This window comes from Exiguobacterium sp. LL15 (assembly GCF_024436095.1).
Taxonomy (GTDB): Bacteria; Bacillota; Bacilli; order Exiguobacteriales; family Exiguobacteriaceae; genus Exiguobacterium_A; species Exiguobacterium_A indicum.
In genome coordinates this window covers 1546536-1559871 of the sequence record NZ_JANFNX010000001.1, presented here as the reverse complement: position 1 = coordinate 1559871, position 13336 = coordinate 1546536, and the positions used below count along the sequence as shown (strand labels likewise).

Here is a 13336-nt window from a genome sequence, read left to right as displayed (position 1 = left end):
GTTGAAACAGGGACATCAGGATAGCCATCAATGTGACGCGAATTAAAAAATCCCGCTCTTAGGAGCGAGATTGAACAAAGTGCTAGGTAGGAAAAGCAACGGCTAGAATGACAAAAACAATCATGAGCACTTGTTTTTCGGTCGTTCACGTTAGGATTTCATCGGCAACACATAGCGTAATAATAATTGTTGGATACAGGCAAGTAGCGTTCCGATTGTCAACGGAGTAAGAATCAAACCCATTCCGATGATAATCAGACCAGGCGCGTCGTCAATCTGACCAATATAGAAAAAGACGGGAAAGAGACATGCCGTTAAAATAGCAACGATATAAAAAGACAATTTCATCGATTGAATGGAAGCAGTGATGAGTGGAAAAGCCGGAGGAGCCATCGACATATATCGAAGGATTCGGAGCGCATGGAATAAAATCAAAAGAGTCGGGATGAAGATAAGGTATGCGGTCAATAGAACACTGTAGCCAGGTCGCTCGAGTAACAAGTTTTTCGTGATACCATGCCAGACAAGTGGGATACCAAGACCAGCTAAACCGAACAGACTGAAGATGATACCGAAGACGATAAAGCGTAAAAACCGGACTTGCCAGACGAAATGATTCACGATATCAACTCCTTTCGAGGCAACAAACGTTTCTTTTAGTATACTGCATCCCCCGAGAGGCTAGTAGAAAATTCAAGTGAAGAGGCAACCGCACTTTAAAATAGTGTCATTAAGATGAAATAGATTAAGGAAATGGAGGTCACGTGATGAAACGAGAGCAACATGTCACGCCACATTCTAAAGGTGGCTATCAAGTGATAGCTGCTGGTGCGACTCGAGCAACAAAGCGATTTGCTACACAGAAAGAAGCGATTGCAGAAGGGCGTCGGATTGCGAAAAAACAGAAGACGGAGCTTGTCATTCATAACAAAGAAGGGCAGATTCGCGAAAAAGATTCCTACGGACACGATCCATTTCCACCACGAGGTTGAGCTATCATATACGACACGTTCTGGGCATCAGAACGTGTTTTTTAATGATTTTCGTGTCAAATGTTTTTGACATGAGGATGGAATTTCATTACAGTAGAGATGTAAAAAGAATTTGACACGTCGTGGAGGAATGGACATGAGAAACCACATTAAGGAGCGACGTCTAGCGGCAAAATTATCGCAACAAGAACTGGCTGACCGCTGTCAGGTCAGTCGGCAGACGATCAATGCGATTGAAAACAACAAGTATGATCCGACTTTACAATTAGCGTTTAATATCGCCAAAGTATTGCAGACACAAGTCGATCATCTGTTCATTTCAGAACAGGAGGAATGGGATGTCTAAGAAAAAAACGGGTTTATTTTTAGTAACGCTCGTGATAGTGGCGAGTCTTACCATCATTAGTATGATCATCGAAAACAACGTAACGTTCTTCTCGATTGTTCAATTGGCGATTTTGTTGATCATGTTCTTCTCGTATTTTACGTGGGCACGTTCAGGAGAAGACAGTCGACCGACACCGAATGATGAACTTGGAGAAAAGATTACGACGGAGAGTGGGCTCGTTAGCTACAAAATTCTGATCGTCCTGATTTTTGGATTCATCTGTCTCGATTACTTTTTGCATGAATCAGCGAATCTGTTATTGATCGTCTTGTTCGCGATCGGACTGACACTGTTGCCGATCATTGAATTCCTAAAGGCACGATCCTATCGATGAAAAGGAATGGCAGTCGATCTTCTGCAATGGATGTTAGATACATTACTGGGAGAGACGACTCGTGTAAAAGTGCAAGTGCCAATTAACAGCGATTTTTTATGGAGGAAGGGAATCACCGTGACAGAATTAGAGTACCGATTAAGGAAACATATTGCTGAGATGGATTTCGAGAAAGCAGCGAAACTATTTTTAGAGTTAACAAAAGAAGAGCAATTCAACATGATTCTTAGTGCAGGGTTTGATACGTTTCATCTCACGATATATGCCTTTATGAATTATTTACTCCAACACCACGAATCGAGCGAGATACATGATTTGACATCTTCATTGATGCTACATCCACTTTGCCATCTCGAGGGAGCTTGCGTAATCGCTTTATTCCATGCAAAAAAAGCAGTCGAACTAGATCCTGATAACATCGAATGGTACATCAATTTGTTGATGTTTGAAAAGCATCCCGATGCTTGGTTTGCGCAATCAGAAGTAGAAGAAGTCTACCGACGGATCAAAGAGTTAGAGTCGAAGAACCTAAAGTGAGATCTTTGACAGACCACTCACTCCGCAAAATCGAGTACATATACAAATCATCGAACTGACCACGTGTTTTCTCATATTGACGAAGCAACCCTTCCCGCTGGAATCCAAGCCGTTCAAGCAATTGGTGTGAAGCAGTATTTGCTGGTAAGACAAGTGCTTCGATACGATTTAAAGAGAGCTTCTCAAACCCATATGTGATGACTGCAAGTGCTGCTTCTTTCGCGATGCCTTGTCCCTGATAGGCAGGATTCAACTCAAAACCAAGTTCTGCCCGCTGATGGCGTGCCGACTGATTCAAGAATCCGCAACTGCCGATGATGACATCGTCTTCTTGTAACGCGATCCCGAACCGGATACCCGTGCCATCGCGACGAATCGAAGCGTACCAGTCAATCTCTTCAAGCGCGTCTGCTTCTGATTGAAAGGGGTCGAGCCCCATCTGTTTGACGACTTGTTCGTCTGATAAATAGGCGAGGACACTCGTAGCATCTTCGGGTAACACTTCGCGTAAGACGAGACGGTTCGTTTTAAGCGTTGGGAAAGTATGTAACATTCAAAAAAACTCCTTTGCAAGAAAATGTATAAAGCTGTTGTGCAGTCTTTAAGTCATATGGTAAGATTCTCCACAACAAGAGCATATCATTTCGTTGACGAGAAAGAGTAATGATTGTCCCTCTGCCTTACAGAAAACCGGGATTGCTGAGAGCCGGTAGCCAGATCAATCATGAAGATCCTCTCTGAGAAGTCACGCTGAACCATTCAGTAAGCGTGACCGGGTGTCCACCGTTACATGGAATGCGCATGATAGTGTGCAACTAAGTGCTGTCGAGAATAAGCATTCTCGGCGGAATATGGGTGGTATCGCGGTGAAGTCCGTCCCTGTCAAAGGGGGCGGACTTTTTTGTATTCTCTTAGTTACCGACAAAGGAGCGAACAAGAGATGACGTCACAAAATCAAGCAGAAACCGTACAACAACGCGAGGAGCGTGTCCGCAACAGATGGAAACAAGACCAAGTCTTCGCACGATCGATTGAACAACGCACGGAAGCGGAATTCGTATTCTACGAAGGACCGCCGACCGCGAACGGCTTACCCCACGTCGGTCATGCACTCGGACGAACCGTCAAGGATACCGTCGCCCGCTATAAGACGATGCAAGGATTCCGGGTCGAACGAAAAGCTGGCTGGGATACACATGGACTACCGGTCGAACTCGGGGTCGAGAAACAACTCGGCATCTCCGGCAAACAAGCGATCGAAGACTATGGTGTTGAAGCATTCATCGCACGCTGTAAGGAAAGTGTCTTCTCCTATGAAACACAGTGGCGTGCCTTCACGGAAAAACTCGGCTACTGGGTCGACATGGATGACCCTTACGTGACGATGGAGGACGAGTATATCGAAAGCGTCTGGCATATTCTCGGGACGATCCATGACAAAGGATGGTTGACGAAGGGACATCGTGTATCACCGTATTGTCCGAGCTGTCAGACGTCACTCAGTTCCCATGAAGTCGCGCAAGGCTATCAGGACGTGACGGACTTATCGGCGACGGTCAAACTCCCGATCGTCGGCATGGAACAGACATTTCTACTAGCGTGGACGACGACACCGTGGACGTTACCGGCAAACGTCGCGGTGGCGGTTCATCCGGAATTGACGTATGTCACAGTAGCGTTCGAAGGAGAGCGATTCATTGTCGCTAAAGCGTTAGTCGCTGAACTGTTCTCGGAATCCGTCGAGGTCGTATCCGAACAGCTCGGTGCGGAACTCGTCGGTTTGCGTTATGAACCACCGTTTGATTTCGTGACGCCAGAGAATGGTCATACGGTCGTCGGGGCGTCCTTCGTCCAAGCAACGAGCGGAACCGGACTTGTCCATCTTGCTCCAGCGTACGGGGAAGAAGATTACCGGGTCGTCCGGGAAAACGGTCTGTCATTCGTTAATGTCGTCGATGCTGCTGGATGTTACACGGATGCCGTTCCACCACTCGTTGGTCGATCCGTCAAGGAGTCAGACGTCGCGATCATCCAGCTGCTCGCTGAACAGGGACGCTTGTTTGCGAAAAAACGCTATACGCACAGCTATCCGCATTGTTGGCGATGTGACTCGCCACTGCTCTATTACGCACAAGACAACTGGTTCATCGAGACGACGGCCGTCAAGGAACAACTCCTTGCGAACAATGCATCTGTGACGTGGTACCCCGATCACGTCAAGGAAGGACGGTTCGGGAAGTTCCTCGAGCAACTCGTCGACTGGAACATCAGTCGTAATCGCTACTGGGGTACACCACTGAACGTCTGGGAGTGTGAAGCGTGTGACACGACGTTCGTTCCAAAAAACAAGGCTGACTTGTTGCACCGGACGACGACATCGACGGAATCCGTCGAGTTGCATAAACCATACGTTGATGCGTTATCGGTCTCGTGTCCGACGTGTCAGGGAGTGATGCACCGGACACCCGAAGTCATCGATGTCTGGTTTGATAGCGGAGCGATGCCGTTCGCGCAACAGCATTATCCGTCACGGACGCAGACGCTTAACCGCTATCCAGCCGATGTCGTTATCGAAGGCATCGATCAGACACGGGGCTGGTTCTACAGTTTGCAAGCAATCTCGACACTCTTCACGGGACAGCCTGCTTATAAGCGTGTCCTCGCACTCGGTCACGTCCTCGATGAGAACGGACAGAAGATGTCGAAGAGTCGCGGGAATGCCCTCAATCCGGTGGCGTTAATCGAAGCATATGGTGCTGATAGCTTACGCTGGGCGCTACTCGTCGACAGCAGTCCGTGGAGTACGAAACGGTTTGCTGAGCGGATCGTCCAAGAAGCAAAATCAAAATTAGTCGATACACTGGATCATGCCGTCCAGTTCTATCTGACGTATGCCAAGCTGGACGGATTTGATGGCTCACGTCCGCAAAAACGGACGCGTCTCGACGAATGGTTGCTCTCGCGTGTCCATCAGACGACGCAAGACGTGACGGATGCGATGGACGATTATCAATTGACTCAAGCAGCACGGAGTCTTGCGCAACTCGTCGATGAGATCAGTAACTGGTACATCCGCCGTTCTCGAGAACGTTTCTGGCAAGCTGATTGGTCGCAAGAAAAACAAGCCGCGTATACGACACTCCGCTTCGCACTTTCGACGACGGCACGACTACTCGCTCCGTTCACGCCGTACCTTGCCGATGATGTCTATCAACGATTGACAGGAATGAGCGTGCATGTAGCGGATTATCCGGTTGCCGATCGATCGATGCTCCGACCTGATCTGGAATACGAAATGGCACAGGTTGTCTCTGTCGTCGAGTTAGGACGACAGGTGCGTAATACGCACGCCTTAAAAGTCAAACAACCGCTTGCTAGCTTAAGCGTCCAATCGAGTGAAACCTTTTCGTGGTCGGACTATACGGCAATCATCCAAGAGGAACTGAATGTAAAAGACGTCCAAATCGTCCCGACGACGCAAGCGACGACACAGTTCCGTCTTAAACTGAACTTCCGCGTAGCCGGAGCGAAATTCGCACAGCAAGCGAACGCGATCCATCAATGGCTACAACAATTGTCTGTACAGGAGACTTCCGACTTGCTTGAGACCGGAAGATTGATCTATCAAACCACATCAGGCGATGAAGTCGAAGTGCGTCAAGCGGACGTCATCGTCGAACCAATCGTCCAGACGGGCTTTGCTGCTGCGACGAGTGGTGGACTCACCGTGACGCTCGATACACGAATCACGGAAACACTGGAGCAAGAACGCTGGATGCGGGAGCTCGTCCGTTATATCCAGTCGGAACGAAAGGCACAAGCGTTATCGCGGGACGTACGAATCGATCTCGTCTTGTCGGTCGATGCGACGTTCCAACCAATCGTCGAGACGTTTGAGCCTTTGTTATTCAAACACCTTTCCTTATCCTCCGTGCGAACTGAACCGCTACAAGGAGCAGGGGATGTTCAGCTAGGCGGACACGATGTCGGTGTCTCGTTCACACCAACGAAAGAATATTGTTAAGGAGAAGAACATGATTGCATTAGAAGCATTAAAAGGTCGACTCGTCGACGGTTTGTTACAGGTCCAAAAAGAAGAAGGATATGTTGCCCGAGAACGTTTCATCTTTAACCGAGGAGCGACGGACGAACAGCTCGCGCTGTTACCTGCGTGGACGGCAGACGACTATCAGGCGTTCTTACGTCAACATAACGGGGCGAAGCTGTTTCAGCACGAGACGTTATCCTACAACGATGGATTCGAACTCTTTTCAATCGAGGATTGCCTGACGTATAGCGAGATTTGGGAATGTCCCGAAAACTTCTTAGCGATCGGCGCAGGACCAGACGGGGAGTGGATCGTCTACGAGATGAATCGCCCGGCAGGAAATCGGATCTGGAGTGGGGAATTTCTTAATTTCGAGGAATGGGAAGAAGACGCAATGCCGTTCGGCTTCGAGCGATGGCTCGACTACTTGATCGTCGCGCAAGGCACACCATTTTGGGAGTGGTTCCGGTAAGAGAGGAAGAGGTTCAGTGGACATTCAATTACAGACAGCGTCTCTTGCAGACGCTGCGAAGCTTCATACGCTTCAAATCAAGGCGTTTTCAGAAACGCTTGAGCGGTATCAAGATTTTGCAACGAATCCGGCGAACGAATCGATCGATCGTGTCATTCACCGGATCACGCATCCGAGCAGTACGTTTCATCAAATCATCGTCGACGATGTCGTCGTCGGCGGGATTTGTGTCGTTGCGAAAGCACCGAGTCGCTACGCGATCAGTCCGATGTTCTTAGATCCAGCCCGTCAAGGTGAAGGAATCGCCCAACGCGCATTACAGCTCGTTGAAACAGCGTATCCGGCTGCAACGACATGGGAACTGCGGACGATTCGCGAAGAGACACGTAACTGTTATTTCTATGAGAAGATGGGTTACCGATTGACGGGTGTCAGTCAACCGCTCAATGAACGGGCGACACTCGTTTCCTATCAAAAATCGGTTTCGGAATGAGCGGGTTTTGTCGGAAGGAAGCACCACCACAGATTCGTCAAAAGAGCGGCAAGAACGGCAAAATTAAACAGATAAAGGCAAAAGAAGAAGAAGAACTCGCCGATGTCCTCAAGGTTAGCTAACGGATTATCGACCAGGTATGATTCGTGACTAACGCCGAAGAGGAACAAAGGAAAGAAGACATAGAAGTATCGTTTCCAAAAGAATGTCGCACGACCTGTTTGAGACATAAGAGCACCTCCTGAAGGAATGGCACGCTTCTTCTGACCGGAAGAAGCGTGTGTTCGTTTACGATAGAGAGGGTGTACCGACGACTTCGACGTGACGCGTGACCGTATCAAACAGACGTGTCCGCGTATCGTTATGAGACAACAGCAACGGTTCACCGGTCTCGTCATAGATGAAGGCAATCGGAATCGAAAAACCACAGTTGCGGTACGAACCATCGGCATGACTCGTTCCGATCATGAGTGCTCGTTGCGCCTGACTGATGATACGCGCTTCACCGGACCACTCAACGTACTGATCCTCGCTAAACATGCCGACGCCAATCGGATTGAAGATGAGATCAAGTCCGGATTCCTCGCGTAGTCCGTCGTTTCCTAAGAAGATTTCGCGACAGAGGACGTATCCATAGCGGAATGACCCGTCGTTTGCTGTTGATGGTGTATAAAGCGGTCCGGCTTCTGGTGTTTTTGCGCGATCAAACAGAATCGTCCCGGTCGCATCGATGATGACAGCGCGATCGAGATTCGCTTCATCTTTGTAACCGAGGACGATTGCTGTTTCGAACTGCTTGGCAAGATGTTGCACGCGTTCGAGTTCCGTGACCTTACAATAGCCTTCTGGGTAGACAATCAGATCGACTTCAGGATAAGCGGCGATTTCACGTTCGAATTGTTCGAGTCCGGTCTCGCGTTTTGGTTGAGCGATTAATAATTTCATCAAAACATCCTCTCAGGTATAAATATATCTGAAAAATCAGACTTTCCATTCGTCATGATTTTACCATTAGTGGTAAAATAAAGCATATCGCTTTTTGATAAATTTTACTGCAAATGAAGGAAGGTCATCAGCATGAACATTTCAAAAACCATTCTTGTGACACGTCATCTACAAGCAATGAAAGATTTTTACATAAATCAGATCGGATTCCCGCTCGTCTCGGAAACGAACGATTCGTTTACGTTGCAAATCGGTACCGATCAACTGACGTATCGACAGACGGACGATGTTGACACGCAATACCATATGGCGTTCAACATTCCGGAAAACGTCTTCCAACAAGGAAAAGCGTGGCTCGTAGAACGGACACCACTCTTGATCGAAGATGGACAGGACGAGATTTATTTTGATTTCACGGACTCGCATTCCTGCTATTTTTATGATCCAGATGAAAATGTCTTGGAGTTGATCGCGCGGCATCAAATCAATCCATCTAAAGCGGAACCGACGTTTGATATATCCGACATCCTTGGAATCGGTGAGATGAGTCTGACGGTGAAAGACGTGCTTGAAGTGGGTGAGCAGTTAGCAGAAATCGGCGTTCTCGAGCGACGGGAACGTCCGCTCAACGGCGCGTCACTCAACTTCCTCGGACCGGTCGCGGATGGAACGCATATCTTGCTCGTCCCGGAAGGACGGACATGGTTGTTCTCACCGAAGACGGCGAAGGTCAGTCCGATCGAGATGGAACTCGACGGCAGACATCGGGTCCGGCTTGATGCAGCGGGCGTATGGCATCAAAGTGCCGTTTCTTCATAATTCATTATTCTAAAAAGTGAGGGAAGTAAGATGAATAAAGCGGTGAATGCGAGTATCGCGTTCGGATTATTGTTGTTCGTATGTGGTTTCTTTTTTCTGTTTGGTTATTTGACCCGCTCGATGCCGACTCAGCAAGGCGGTGACCCGGTCATCTTACCGGTCGCAGCACTCCTCGTTCTCCTACCGTTCGTGATCCGTGAAGGCATGCGCGTTTTGACGTATGTTACGTTGACACGTCGACAGGTCGGCGTACTCATCTTATTTACAATCAGCGGAATCCTACTTAGTAGTTGGATTGAGGTGCAACAGAATGTTGCCGTAATCGATTTCCGTTCCCTCTTTACGATTCATACGTACGTACTGTTCGTTTCGGGCATCATCTTGTTGTGTATCCTATTGACGGGACTCAAACGGATGCGCGTCCGAACGAGAGTGATTTAAATGGAAAAGGACTGAATGACATGGGATACATCACAGAATTACGAAAACTCGTCGGCACACGACCGCTCGTCATGGCAGGGGCGTGTGTCATCGTCGTCAACGATAAACAAGAAGTCTTATTACAACTTCGGCAAGATAACGGTTGCTGGGGACTCGCTGGTGGAGCGCTTGAGATCGGGGAGACGCTCGTAGAGACAGCAAAACGAGAATTAAGGGAAGAAACCGGTCTTGAAGCAGAGCAGCTCGAATTATTGAACGTCTATTCGGGTGATGCGTTTTACTATAAGTACCCGCATGGGGATGAAGTCTATAATGTCATTTCGGCATTTCTGTGTACGGCTTATACCGGTGAAGTGGTTCGGGATCCGTCAGAAGTCGCAGAATTACGATTTTTCGCTATCGATCAGCTACCAGAAAACCTCAATCCACCGGAACGACCGATCTTGATGGAATATGTTCAGAAACAACGGACAGCGCATCACGTCTCCATTTGAAGAAAAGGAAAAAAAACAAAAAATCTTGAATGAACTGTTCATTCAAGATTTTTTGTTGCACTGGGACGCGTTTCAGCCTGTAGCATCAAGAGGACACGAAAAGGAGGACACGCGATGCGATGCTTTGCGATTGATTTAGATGGAACGTTATTGAATAAGGAACACAGAATTTCGGTGGGAAATCAGGTAGCCATCAAGAAACGGCAGGATAAAGGAGATATCGTCATCATCGTCACCGGGCGAGCTGCCTTTGATGCACGACGGATTCTAGCGCAACACGGACTGGATTGTCCGGTCATTGGTGCGAACGGGGCAGAGGTCGAGGTGGGACAAGGTAGACGGTGTTTTTTGAACCGTTCCAGCAGTCGAACGATTTGGGAGATCGTACGATCTACAAACGTATTCATACATATTTATCTACAAGACAACATCCTGTTACCGCAGTTTTCGCTTGCTGCTCTTCAAGGCGGAGATCGTGCGTTTCAAGAAGCGATTCAGGCTCAATTAACGCAATACGGTGTTGAGGAAGTTGACGAAATCGCAATCGATCAACTGGACGTCATCAAATTCATGTTCGTCTCACCTGACAGATGGCAGCTCGAACACCTCGAGCAACAACTCCTTCAGCTGAAGATCTGTTCCGTGACACGTTCAGGTGCCTATAACTTAGAAGTCATGGCAAACGGCGTGACAAAAGGGACTGCCCTTCAAGACATCGCGAGAGCGTACGGGATGACAGCCGAGGACATCATTGCGATCGGTGATAATCAAAACGATCTACCGATGTTCGAAGTGGCGGGAACATCGATTGCCATGGGAAACGCTGAAGCATCTGTCAAAAGCAGAGCGACATACCTCACCAGTGATCATGACGAGGACGGTGTAGCGAAGGCATTAAACGGCTTAGAACGATGGGAACAAACGAAGGAGGAACAGTATGGCGAACATCTCGGATATCGCTAAACAAGCGGGTGTCTCGAAGTCGACGGTATCCCGTGTCTTAAACGGTCATAAGCATGTCTCAAAAGAAAAGCGGCGGATCATCTTAGACGTGATGGAGCGACTGGAGTATAGTCCGAACGGAAATGCGATCAACCTCTCACGCGGTAAGACGAATACGATTGGTGTCCTCGTGCCGCGTGTGGGTCATCCGTTTTTTCATCAATTACTCGAGGGGATTGGTCAGGTGTGCATGGAACGAAACCACACACTCCTTGTCATCCAGACGGAACACGATCCAGCAAAAGAAGAAGCGAGTATGCAATACCTTCGCGATAAGCGGATTGACGGATTGATCATTGGCGCCATCAGTCAGCCGCAGTTACTTGAAACGATGCGGACGGTTGGACCAGTCGTTGCCTGCGAAGACCATCAGGATATCGTGCCGTCGCTCTTTTTTAATCATGGAAAAGCGATGACGATGTTGCTGCAACATGTAGAAGAACGAGGAGCAAAAACAGTCGGTCTCTGTCTTGGAAATCCAGATAGCGGAGTCGGAAGAGTCAGACGGGAGGCGTTCGACCAATATCTCAAGACGTCTACGCTCTGCCATGGAATTCAATGGAACGCGGATCGGTGCTATTCTTTCGAAGACGGACAAGCACTAGCAGGTCAACTTCTAACGATAGACTTGCCAGACGCCATCATCGTCGGCAATGACGAAGTCGCAGCGGGTCTTATCGATCAATTTCGCAAGGATGGCATTCGGGTGCCAGAGGATATCGCGATTACGGGATTTGATGATGTACCAATTGCCAGAGCGCTTGAAATAACAACGATCCGACAACCGGTTGTAATGCTTGGCAGACTGGCAGCAGAACAATTATTGAGTGACGCGCTGAATCAGAGTGAAAGCGCTAGTTCTTTACTGGAACCTTCTTTGATGATTCGACAAACGACATAAGAGACTGGGGGTTATACAGATGAATAAGGAAAAAACCGGTGCTACCGCTACCGTGATGACGATCTCTGACGAACGAGTCCGTAAGTACTTTCAAGCATCGATTGAAAAACAACGGATCACTCAGGAATTTCGCATGCTCGAAGAACTTGAGCGGACGGCCATCCCGACACCAAACGTATATGCCGTTGAATTAGAAGATTCGCCTTTCATTGAGATGCAGCGGGTCGACGGCAGCGAATTGTTAGAGTTGTTCGAACCGGAGCGAATAACAGATTTTCTTAACGCCTTCGCGACATTACATCAACGGATTCATCAGCAACAATCGCGTGTAGCTCCTGAATGGTACGATGTCACCGAGCACAAAATACGTCATCTATCACTAGAGTTACGCTTGAAGGCGGAACGATTACTCCAAACACTTTTCGTTCCGCAACAGCAAGGATTGCTCCACGGGGACTTCCATTTCCAGAACATCCTCGTGACAGCAGATGAAACGTTCGTCGTCATCGATTGGCATGATGCGACGACAGGTCCACCGATCGCGGATGTCGCGCGGACGTTGCTCTTACTGCGGGCAGCGGGTGGAACAGCGGTGCCGGACGAGATGCGACGTCTCGTCTGTCGCGAATATCTTGACCGTTATCAAGCTGTTTCGTCAATCCAGCTATCGAATCTTTCAGACTGGTTACGACTCATGGCCATTCTTAGGACGCTTGAGCAAATCCCGAGTGCAGAACAAAGGCAGTTAAAGGAATTGATCAGTCATCCAGACCTAGGCGCTTATTTTTTTAATACTTAAAGTATATACAAGTAGGAGGAACACCATTCATGAGAACCATCCTCTCGATCCAAGGTGGCATGGCATCAGGGAAGACGACATTAGCGCGAGCGCTTGAAGACGCTTACCCGGAGTTGCATGTCTATTATGAAAATCCATATCCGATCGTTCAAAAACGAAAAGAGCTCGGATTAGACATCCATACCGAAGACGGATTCGTTGAGAATCAGCGCCTGTTCATTCAAGCGGAAATCGAACGATTTCGCCACTTTCCAGATGGACACATCATATTAGATCGTGGTCCGGAGGATCTTGAATTCTACACGCTTCATTATCCACAGATACATGGGCATGACTGGGATATGGAATCTCGTTTAAAGACGGAACTTGAAGCATTAAGAGAATGTCGGTCCGACCAGATTATTTATTTACAGGCATTAGACCATCTCTTACGAGAGCGGCGCGACGCTGATCAAGAAAGAACTCGTCAATCTTTTGAACAGCATCAACCGCTTTGGGCGCTCGAAGAGAAATGGTATGAACAATTTTCGGTATATCCGATTGATACGACAGCAAAAACGTCGGAACAAGTCCGACGAGCAGCGATGCAGTTACTTGCGTTTGGAAAATTCATATAAAAAAATTTGTTCACTAGGTAAAATCATCTTGGCGCTGCTCAAGATGGTTTTTTC

At 48.2% G+C, this 13336-nt stretch carries 18 protein-coding genes and 1 other annotated feature; of the genes, 14 read left to right on the top strand and 4 right to left on the bottom strand.

The window, feature by feature from the left end; translation table 11 throughout:
• Positions 1 to 150: 150 nt before the first annotated feature.
• On the bottom strand, positions 151 to 621 hold the full coding sequence (locus tag NOM72_RS08190) for a DUF2975 domain-containing protein (protein WP_055967505.1): 471 nt from the start codon (positions 619 to 621) through the stop codon (positions 151 to 153).
• Positions 622 to 767: 146 nt separating this feature from the next.
• Here NOM72_RS08190 and NOM72_RS08185 point away from each other — a divergent pair, with 146 nt between their 5' ends.
• The 4 genes from NOM72_RS08185 (at position 768) to NOM72_RS08170 (ending at position 2251) form a co-directional block, all read left to right on the top strand.
• On the top strand, positions 768 to 992 hold the full coding sequence (locus NOM72_RS08185) for a DUF2188 domain-containing protein (protein WP_255998717.1): 225 nt from the start codon (positions 768 to 770) through the stop codon (positions 990 to 992).
• 136 nt (positions 993 to 1128) lie between these two features.
• A complete protein-coding gene (locus NOM72_RS08180) occupies positions 1129 to 1338 on the top strand; it encodes a helix-turn-helix transcriptional regulator (protein WP_023468028.1) in 210 nt (69 codons plus the stop codon).
• Positions 1331 to 1714 (top strand): hypothetical protein, encoded by a 384-nt coding sequence (locus tag NOM72_RS08175; RefSeq protein ID WP_035397856.1) that lies wholly within the window; start codon positions 1331 to 1333, stop codon positions 1712 to 1714. The genes NOM72_RS08180 and NOM72_RS08175 overlap by 8 nt, the downstream gene beginning before the upstream one ends.
• A gap of 6 nt (positions 1715 to 1720) precedes the next feature.
• Positions 1721 to 2251: a hypothetical protein gene (locus tag NOM72_RS08170; RefSeq protein ID WP_162236798.1), complete on the top strand. Its 531-nt coding sequence runs from the start codon at positions 1721 to 1723 to the stop codon at positions 2249 to 2251.
• Here the strand turns inward: NOM72_RS08170 and NOM72_RS08165 are convergent.
• The gene (locus NOM72_RS08165; protein WP_055967513.1) at positions 2220 to 2804 is read right to left on the bottom strand and encodes a GNAT family N-acetyltransferase; all 585 of its coding nucleotides are present in this window, start codon (positions 2802 to 2804) and stop codon (positions 2220 to 2222) included. The two genes, NOM72_RS08170 and NOM72_RS08165, sit on opposite strands and share 32 nt — an antisense overlap.
• Positions 2805 to 2889: 85 nt before the next feature.
• Positions 2890 to 3135, top strand: a binding site (T-box leader).
• Between the two features lie 56 nt (positions 3136 to 3191).
• Here NOM72_RS08165 and ileS point away from each other — a divergent pair.
• Genes ileS through NOM72_RS08150 form a run of 3 tightly spaced genes read left to right on the top strand, consistent with a single transcriptional unit; the run spans position 3192 to position 7264 of the window.
• Complete coding sequence (ileS, locus tag NOM72_RS08160; protein WP_255998713.1) at positions 3192 to 6275, top strand: isoleucine--tRNA ligase; 3084 nt, start codon at positions 3192 to 3194, stop codon at positions 6273 to 6275.
• A 10-nt stretch (positions 6276 to 6285) separates the two neighbouring features.
• On the top strand, positions 6286 to 6771 hold the full coding sequence (locus NOM72_RS08155) for an SMI1/KNR4 family protein (protein ID WP_255998711.1): 486 nt from the start codon (positions 6286 to 6288) through the stop codon (positions 6769 to 6771).
• A 16-nt stretch (positions 6772 to 6787) separates the two neighbouring features.
• On the top strand, positions 6788 to 7264 hold the full coding sequence (locus NOM72_RS08150; RefSeq protein WP_255998709.1) for a GNAT family N-acetyltransferase: 477 nt from the start codon (positions 6788 to 6790) through the stop codon (positions 7262 to 7264).
• Here NOM72_RS08150 and NOM72_RS08145 read toward each other — a convergent pair.
• Together NOM72_RS08145 and NOM72_RS08140 are read right to left on the bottom strand one after the other, a co-directional pair.
• Positions 7243 to 7494, bottom strand: a complete 252-nt coding sequence (locus NOM72_RS08145; RefSeq protein ID WP_023468034.1) for a hypothetical protein — start codon at positions 7492 to 7494, stop codon at positions 7243 to 7245. The two genes, NOM72_RS08150 and NOM72_RS08145, sit on opposite strands and share 22 nt — an antisense overlap.
• Before the next feature lie 58 nt (positions 7495 to 7552).
• Positions 7553 to 8209, bottom strand: a complete 657-nt coding sequence (locus NOM72_RS08140; protein WP_255998707.1) for a carbon-nitrogen hydrolase family protein — start codon at positions 8207 to 8209, stop codon at positions 7553 to 7555.
• Positions 8210 to 8341: 132 nt separating this feature from the next.
• On the opposite strand from NOM72_RS08140, the gene NOM72_RS08135 reads away from it, so the two are divergent.
• The 7 genes from NOM72_RS08135 (at position 8342) to NOM72_RS08105 (ending at position 13282) form a co-directional block, all read left to right on the top strand.
• A complete protein-coding gene (locus NOM72_RS08135) occupies positions 8342 to 9028 on the top strand; it encodes a glyoxalase (protein WP_255998705.1) in 687 nt (228 codons plus the stop codon).
• A 30-nt stretch (positions 9029 to 9058) separates the two neighbouring features.
• Complete coding sequence (locus NOM72_RS08130; RefSeq protein ID WP_255998703.1) at positions 9059 to 9469, top strand: hypothetical protein; 411 nt, start codon at positions 9059 to 9061, stop codon at positions 9467 to 9469.
• A gap of 20 nt (positions 9470 to 9489) precedes the next feature.
• Complete coding sequence (locus tag NOM72_RS08125) at positions 9490 to 9963, top strand: NUDIX hydrolase (RefSeq protein ID WP_255998701.1); 474 nt, start codon at positions 9490 to 9492, stop codon at positions 9961 to 9963.
• Between the two features lie 114 nt (positions 9964 to 10077).
• On the top strand, positions 10078 to 10926 hold the full coding sequence (locus NOM72_RS08120) for a Cof-type HAD-IIB family hydrolase (protein ID WP_255998699.1): 849 nt from the start codon (positions 10078 to 10080) through the stop codon (positions 10924 to 10926).
• Complete coding sequence (locus NOM72_RS08115; RefSeq protein ID WP_255998697.1) at positions 10901 to 11866, top strand: LacI family DNA-binding transcriptional regulator; 966 nt, start codon at positions 10901 to 10903, stop codon at positions 11864 to 11866. Before NOM72_RS08120 ends, NOM72_RS08115 begins: the two co-directional genes overlap by 26 nt.
• Before the next feature lie 19 nt (positions 11867 to 11885).
• On the top strand, positions 11886 to 12665 hold the full coding sequence (locus NOM72_RS08110; protein ID WP_255998695.1) for a phosphotransferase family protein: 780 nt from the start codon (positions 11886 to 11888) through the stop codon (positions 12663 to 12665).
• A gap of 29 nt (positions 12666 to 12694) precedes the next feature.
• Positions 12695 to 13282, top strand: a complete 588-nt coding sequence (locus tag NOM72_RS08105) for an AAA family ATPase (protein WP_255998693.1) — start codon at positions 12695 to 12697, stop codon at positions 13280 to 13282.
• The last annotated feature ends 54 nt before the right edge of the window (positions 13283 to 13336 follow it).

Excerpts from the sequence above, each read along its gene's own strand:
- NOM72_RS08170 (WP_162236798.1), top strand. The coding sequence starts at position 1,721 with ATGGCAGTCGATCTTCTGCAATGGATGTTAGATACATTACTGGGAGAG.
- NOM72_RS08115 (WP_255998697.1), top strand. The coding sequence starts at position 10,901 with ATGGCGAACATCTCGGATATCGCTAAACAAGCGGGTGTCTCGAAGTCG.
- ileS (WP_255998713.1), top strand. The coding sequence starts at position 3,192 with ATGACGTCACAAAATCAAGCAGAAACCGTACAACAACGCGAGGAGCGT.
- NOM72_RS08125 (WP_255998701.1), top strand. The coding sequence starts at position 9,490 with ATGGGATACATCACAGAATTACGAAAACTCGTCGGCACACGACCGCTC.
- NOM72_RS08155 (WP_255998711.1), top strand. The coding sequence starts at position 6,286 with ATGATTGCATTAGAAGCATTAAAAGGTCGACTCGTCGACGGTTTGTTA.
- NOM72_RS08140 (WP_255998707.1), bottom strand. The coding sequence starts at position 8,209 with ATGAAATTATTAATCGCTCAACCAAAACGCGAGACCGGACTCGAACAA.
- NOM72_RS08120 (WP_255998699.1), top strand. The coding sequence starts at position 10,078 with ATGCGATGCTTTGCGATTGATTTAGATGGAACGTTATTGAATAAGGAA.
- NOM72_RS08105 (WP_255998693.1), top strand. The coding sequence starts at position 12,695 with ATGAGAACCATCCTCTCGATCCAAGGTGGCATGGCATCAGGGAAGACG.
- NOM72_RS08130 (WP_255998703.1), top strand. The coding sequence starts at position 9,059 with ATGAATAAAGCGGTGAATGCGAGTATCGCGTTCGGATTATTGTTGTTC.
- NOM72_RS08185 (WP_255998717.1), top strand. The coding sequence starts at position 768 with ATGAAACGAGAGCAACATGTCACGCCACATTCTAAAGGTGGCTATCAA.
- NOM72_RS08165 (WP_055967513.1), bottom strand. The coding sequence starts at position 2,804 with ATGTTACATACTTTCCCAACGCTTAAAACGAACCGTCTCGTCTTACGC.
- NOM72_RS08175 (WP_035397856.1), top strand. The coding sequence starts at position 1,331 with ATGTCTAAGAAAAAAACGGGTTTATTTTTAGTAACGCTCGTGATAGTG.
- NOM72_RS08180 (WP_023468028.1), top strand. The coding sequence starts at position 1,129 with ATGAGAAACCACATTAAGGAGCGACGTCTAGCGGCAAAATTATCGCAA.
- NOM72_RS08145 (WP_023468034.1), bottom strand. The coding sequence starts at position 7,494 with ATGTCTCAAACAGGTCGTGCGACATTCTTTTGGAAACGATACTTCTAT.
- NOM72_RS08135 (WP_255998705.1), top strand. The coding sequence starts at position 8,342 with ATGAACATTTCAAAAACCATTCTTGTGACACGTCATCTACAAGCAATG.
- NOM72_RS08110 (WP_255998695.1), top strand. The coding sequence starts at position 11,886 with ATGAATAAGGAAAAAACCGGTGCTACCGCTACCGTGATGACGATCTCT.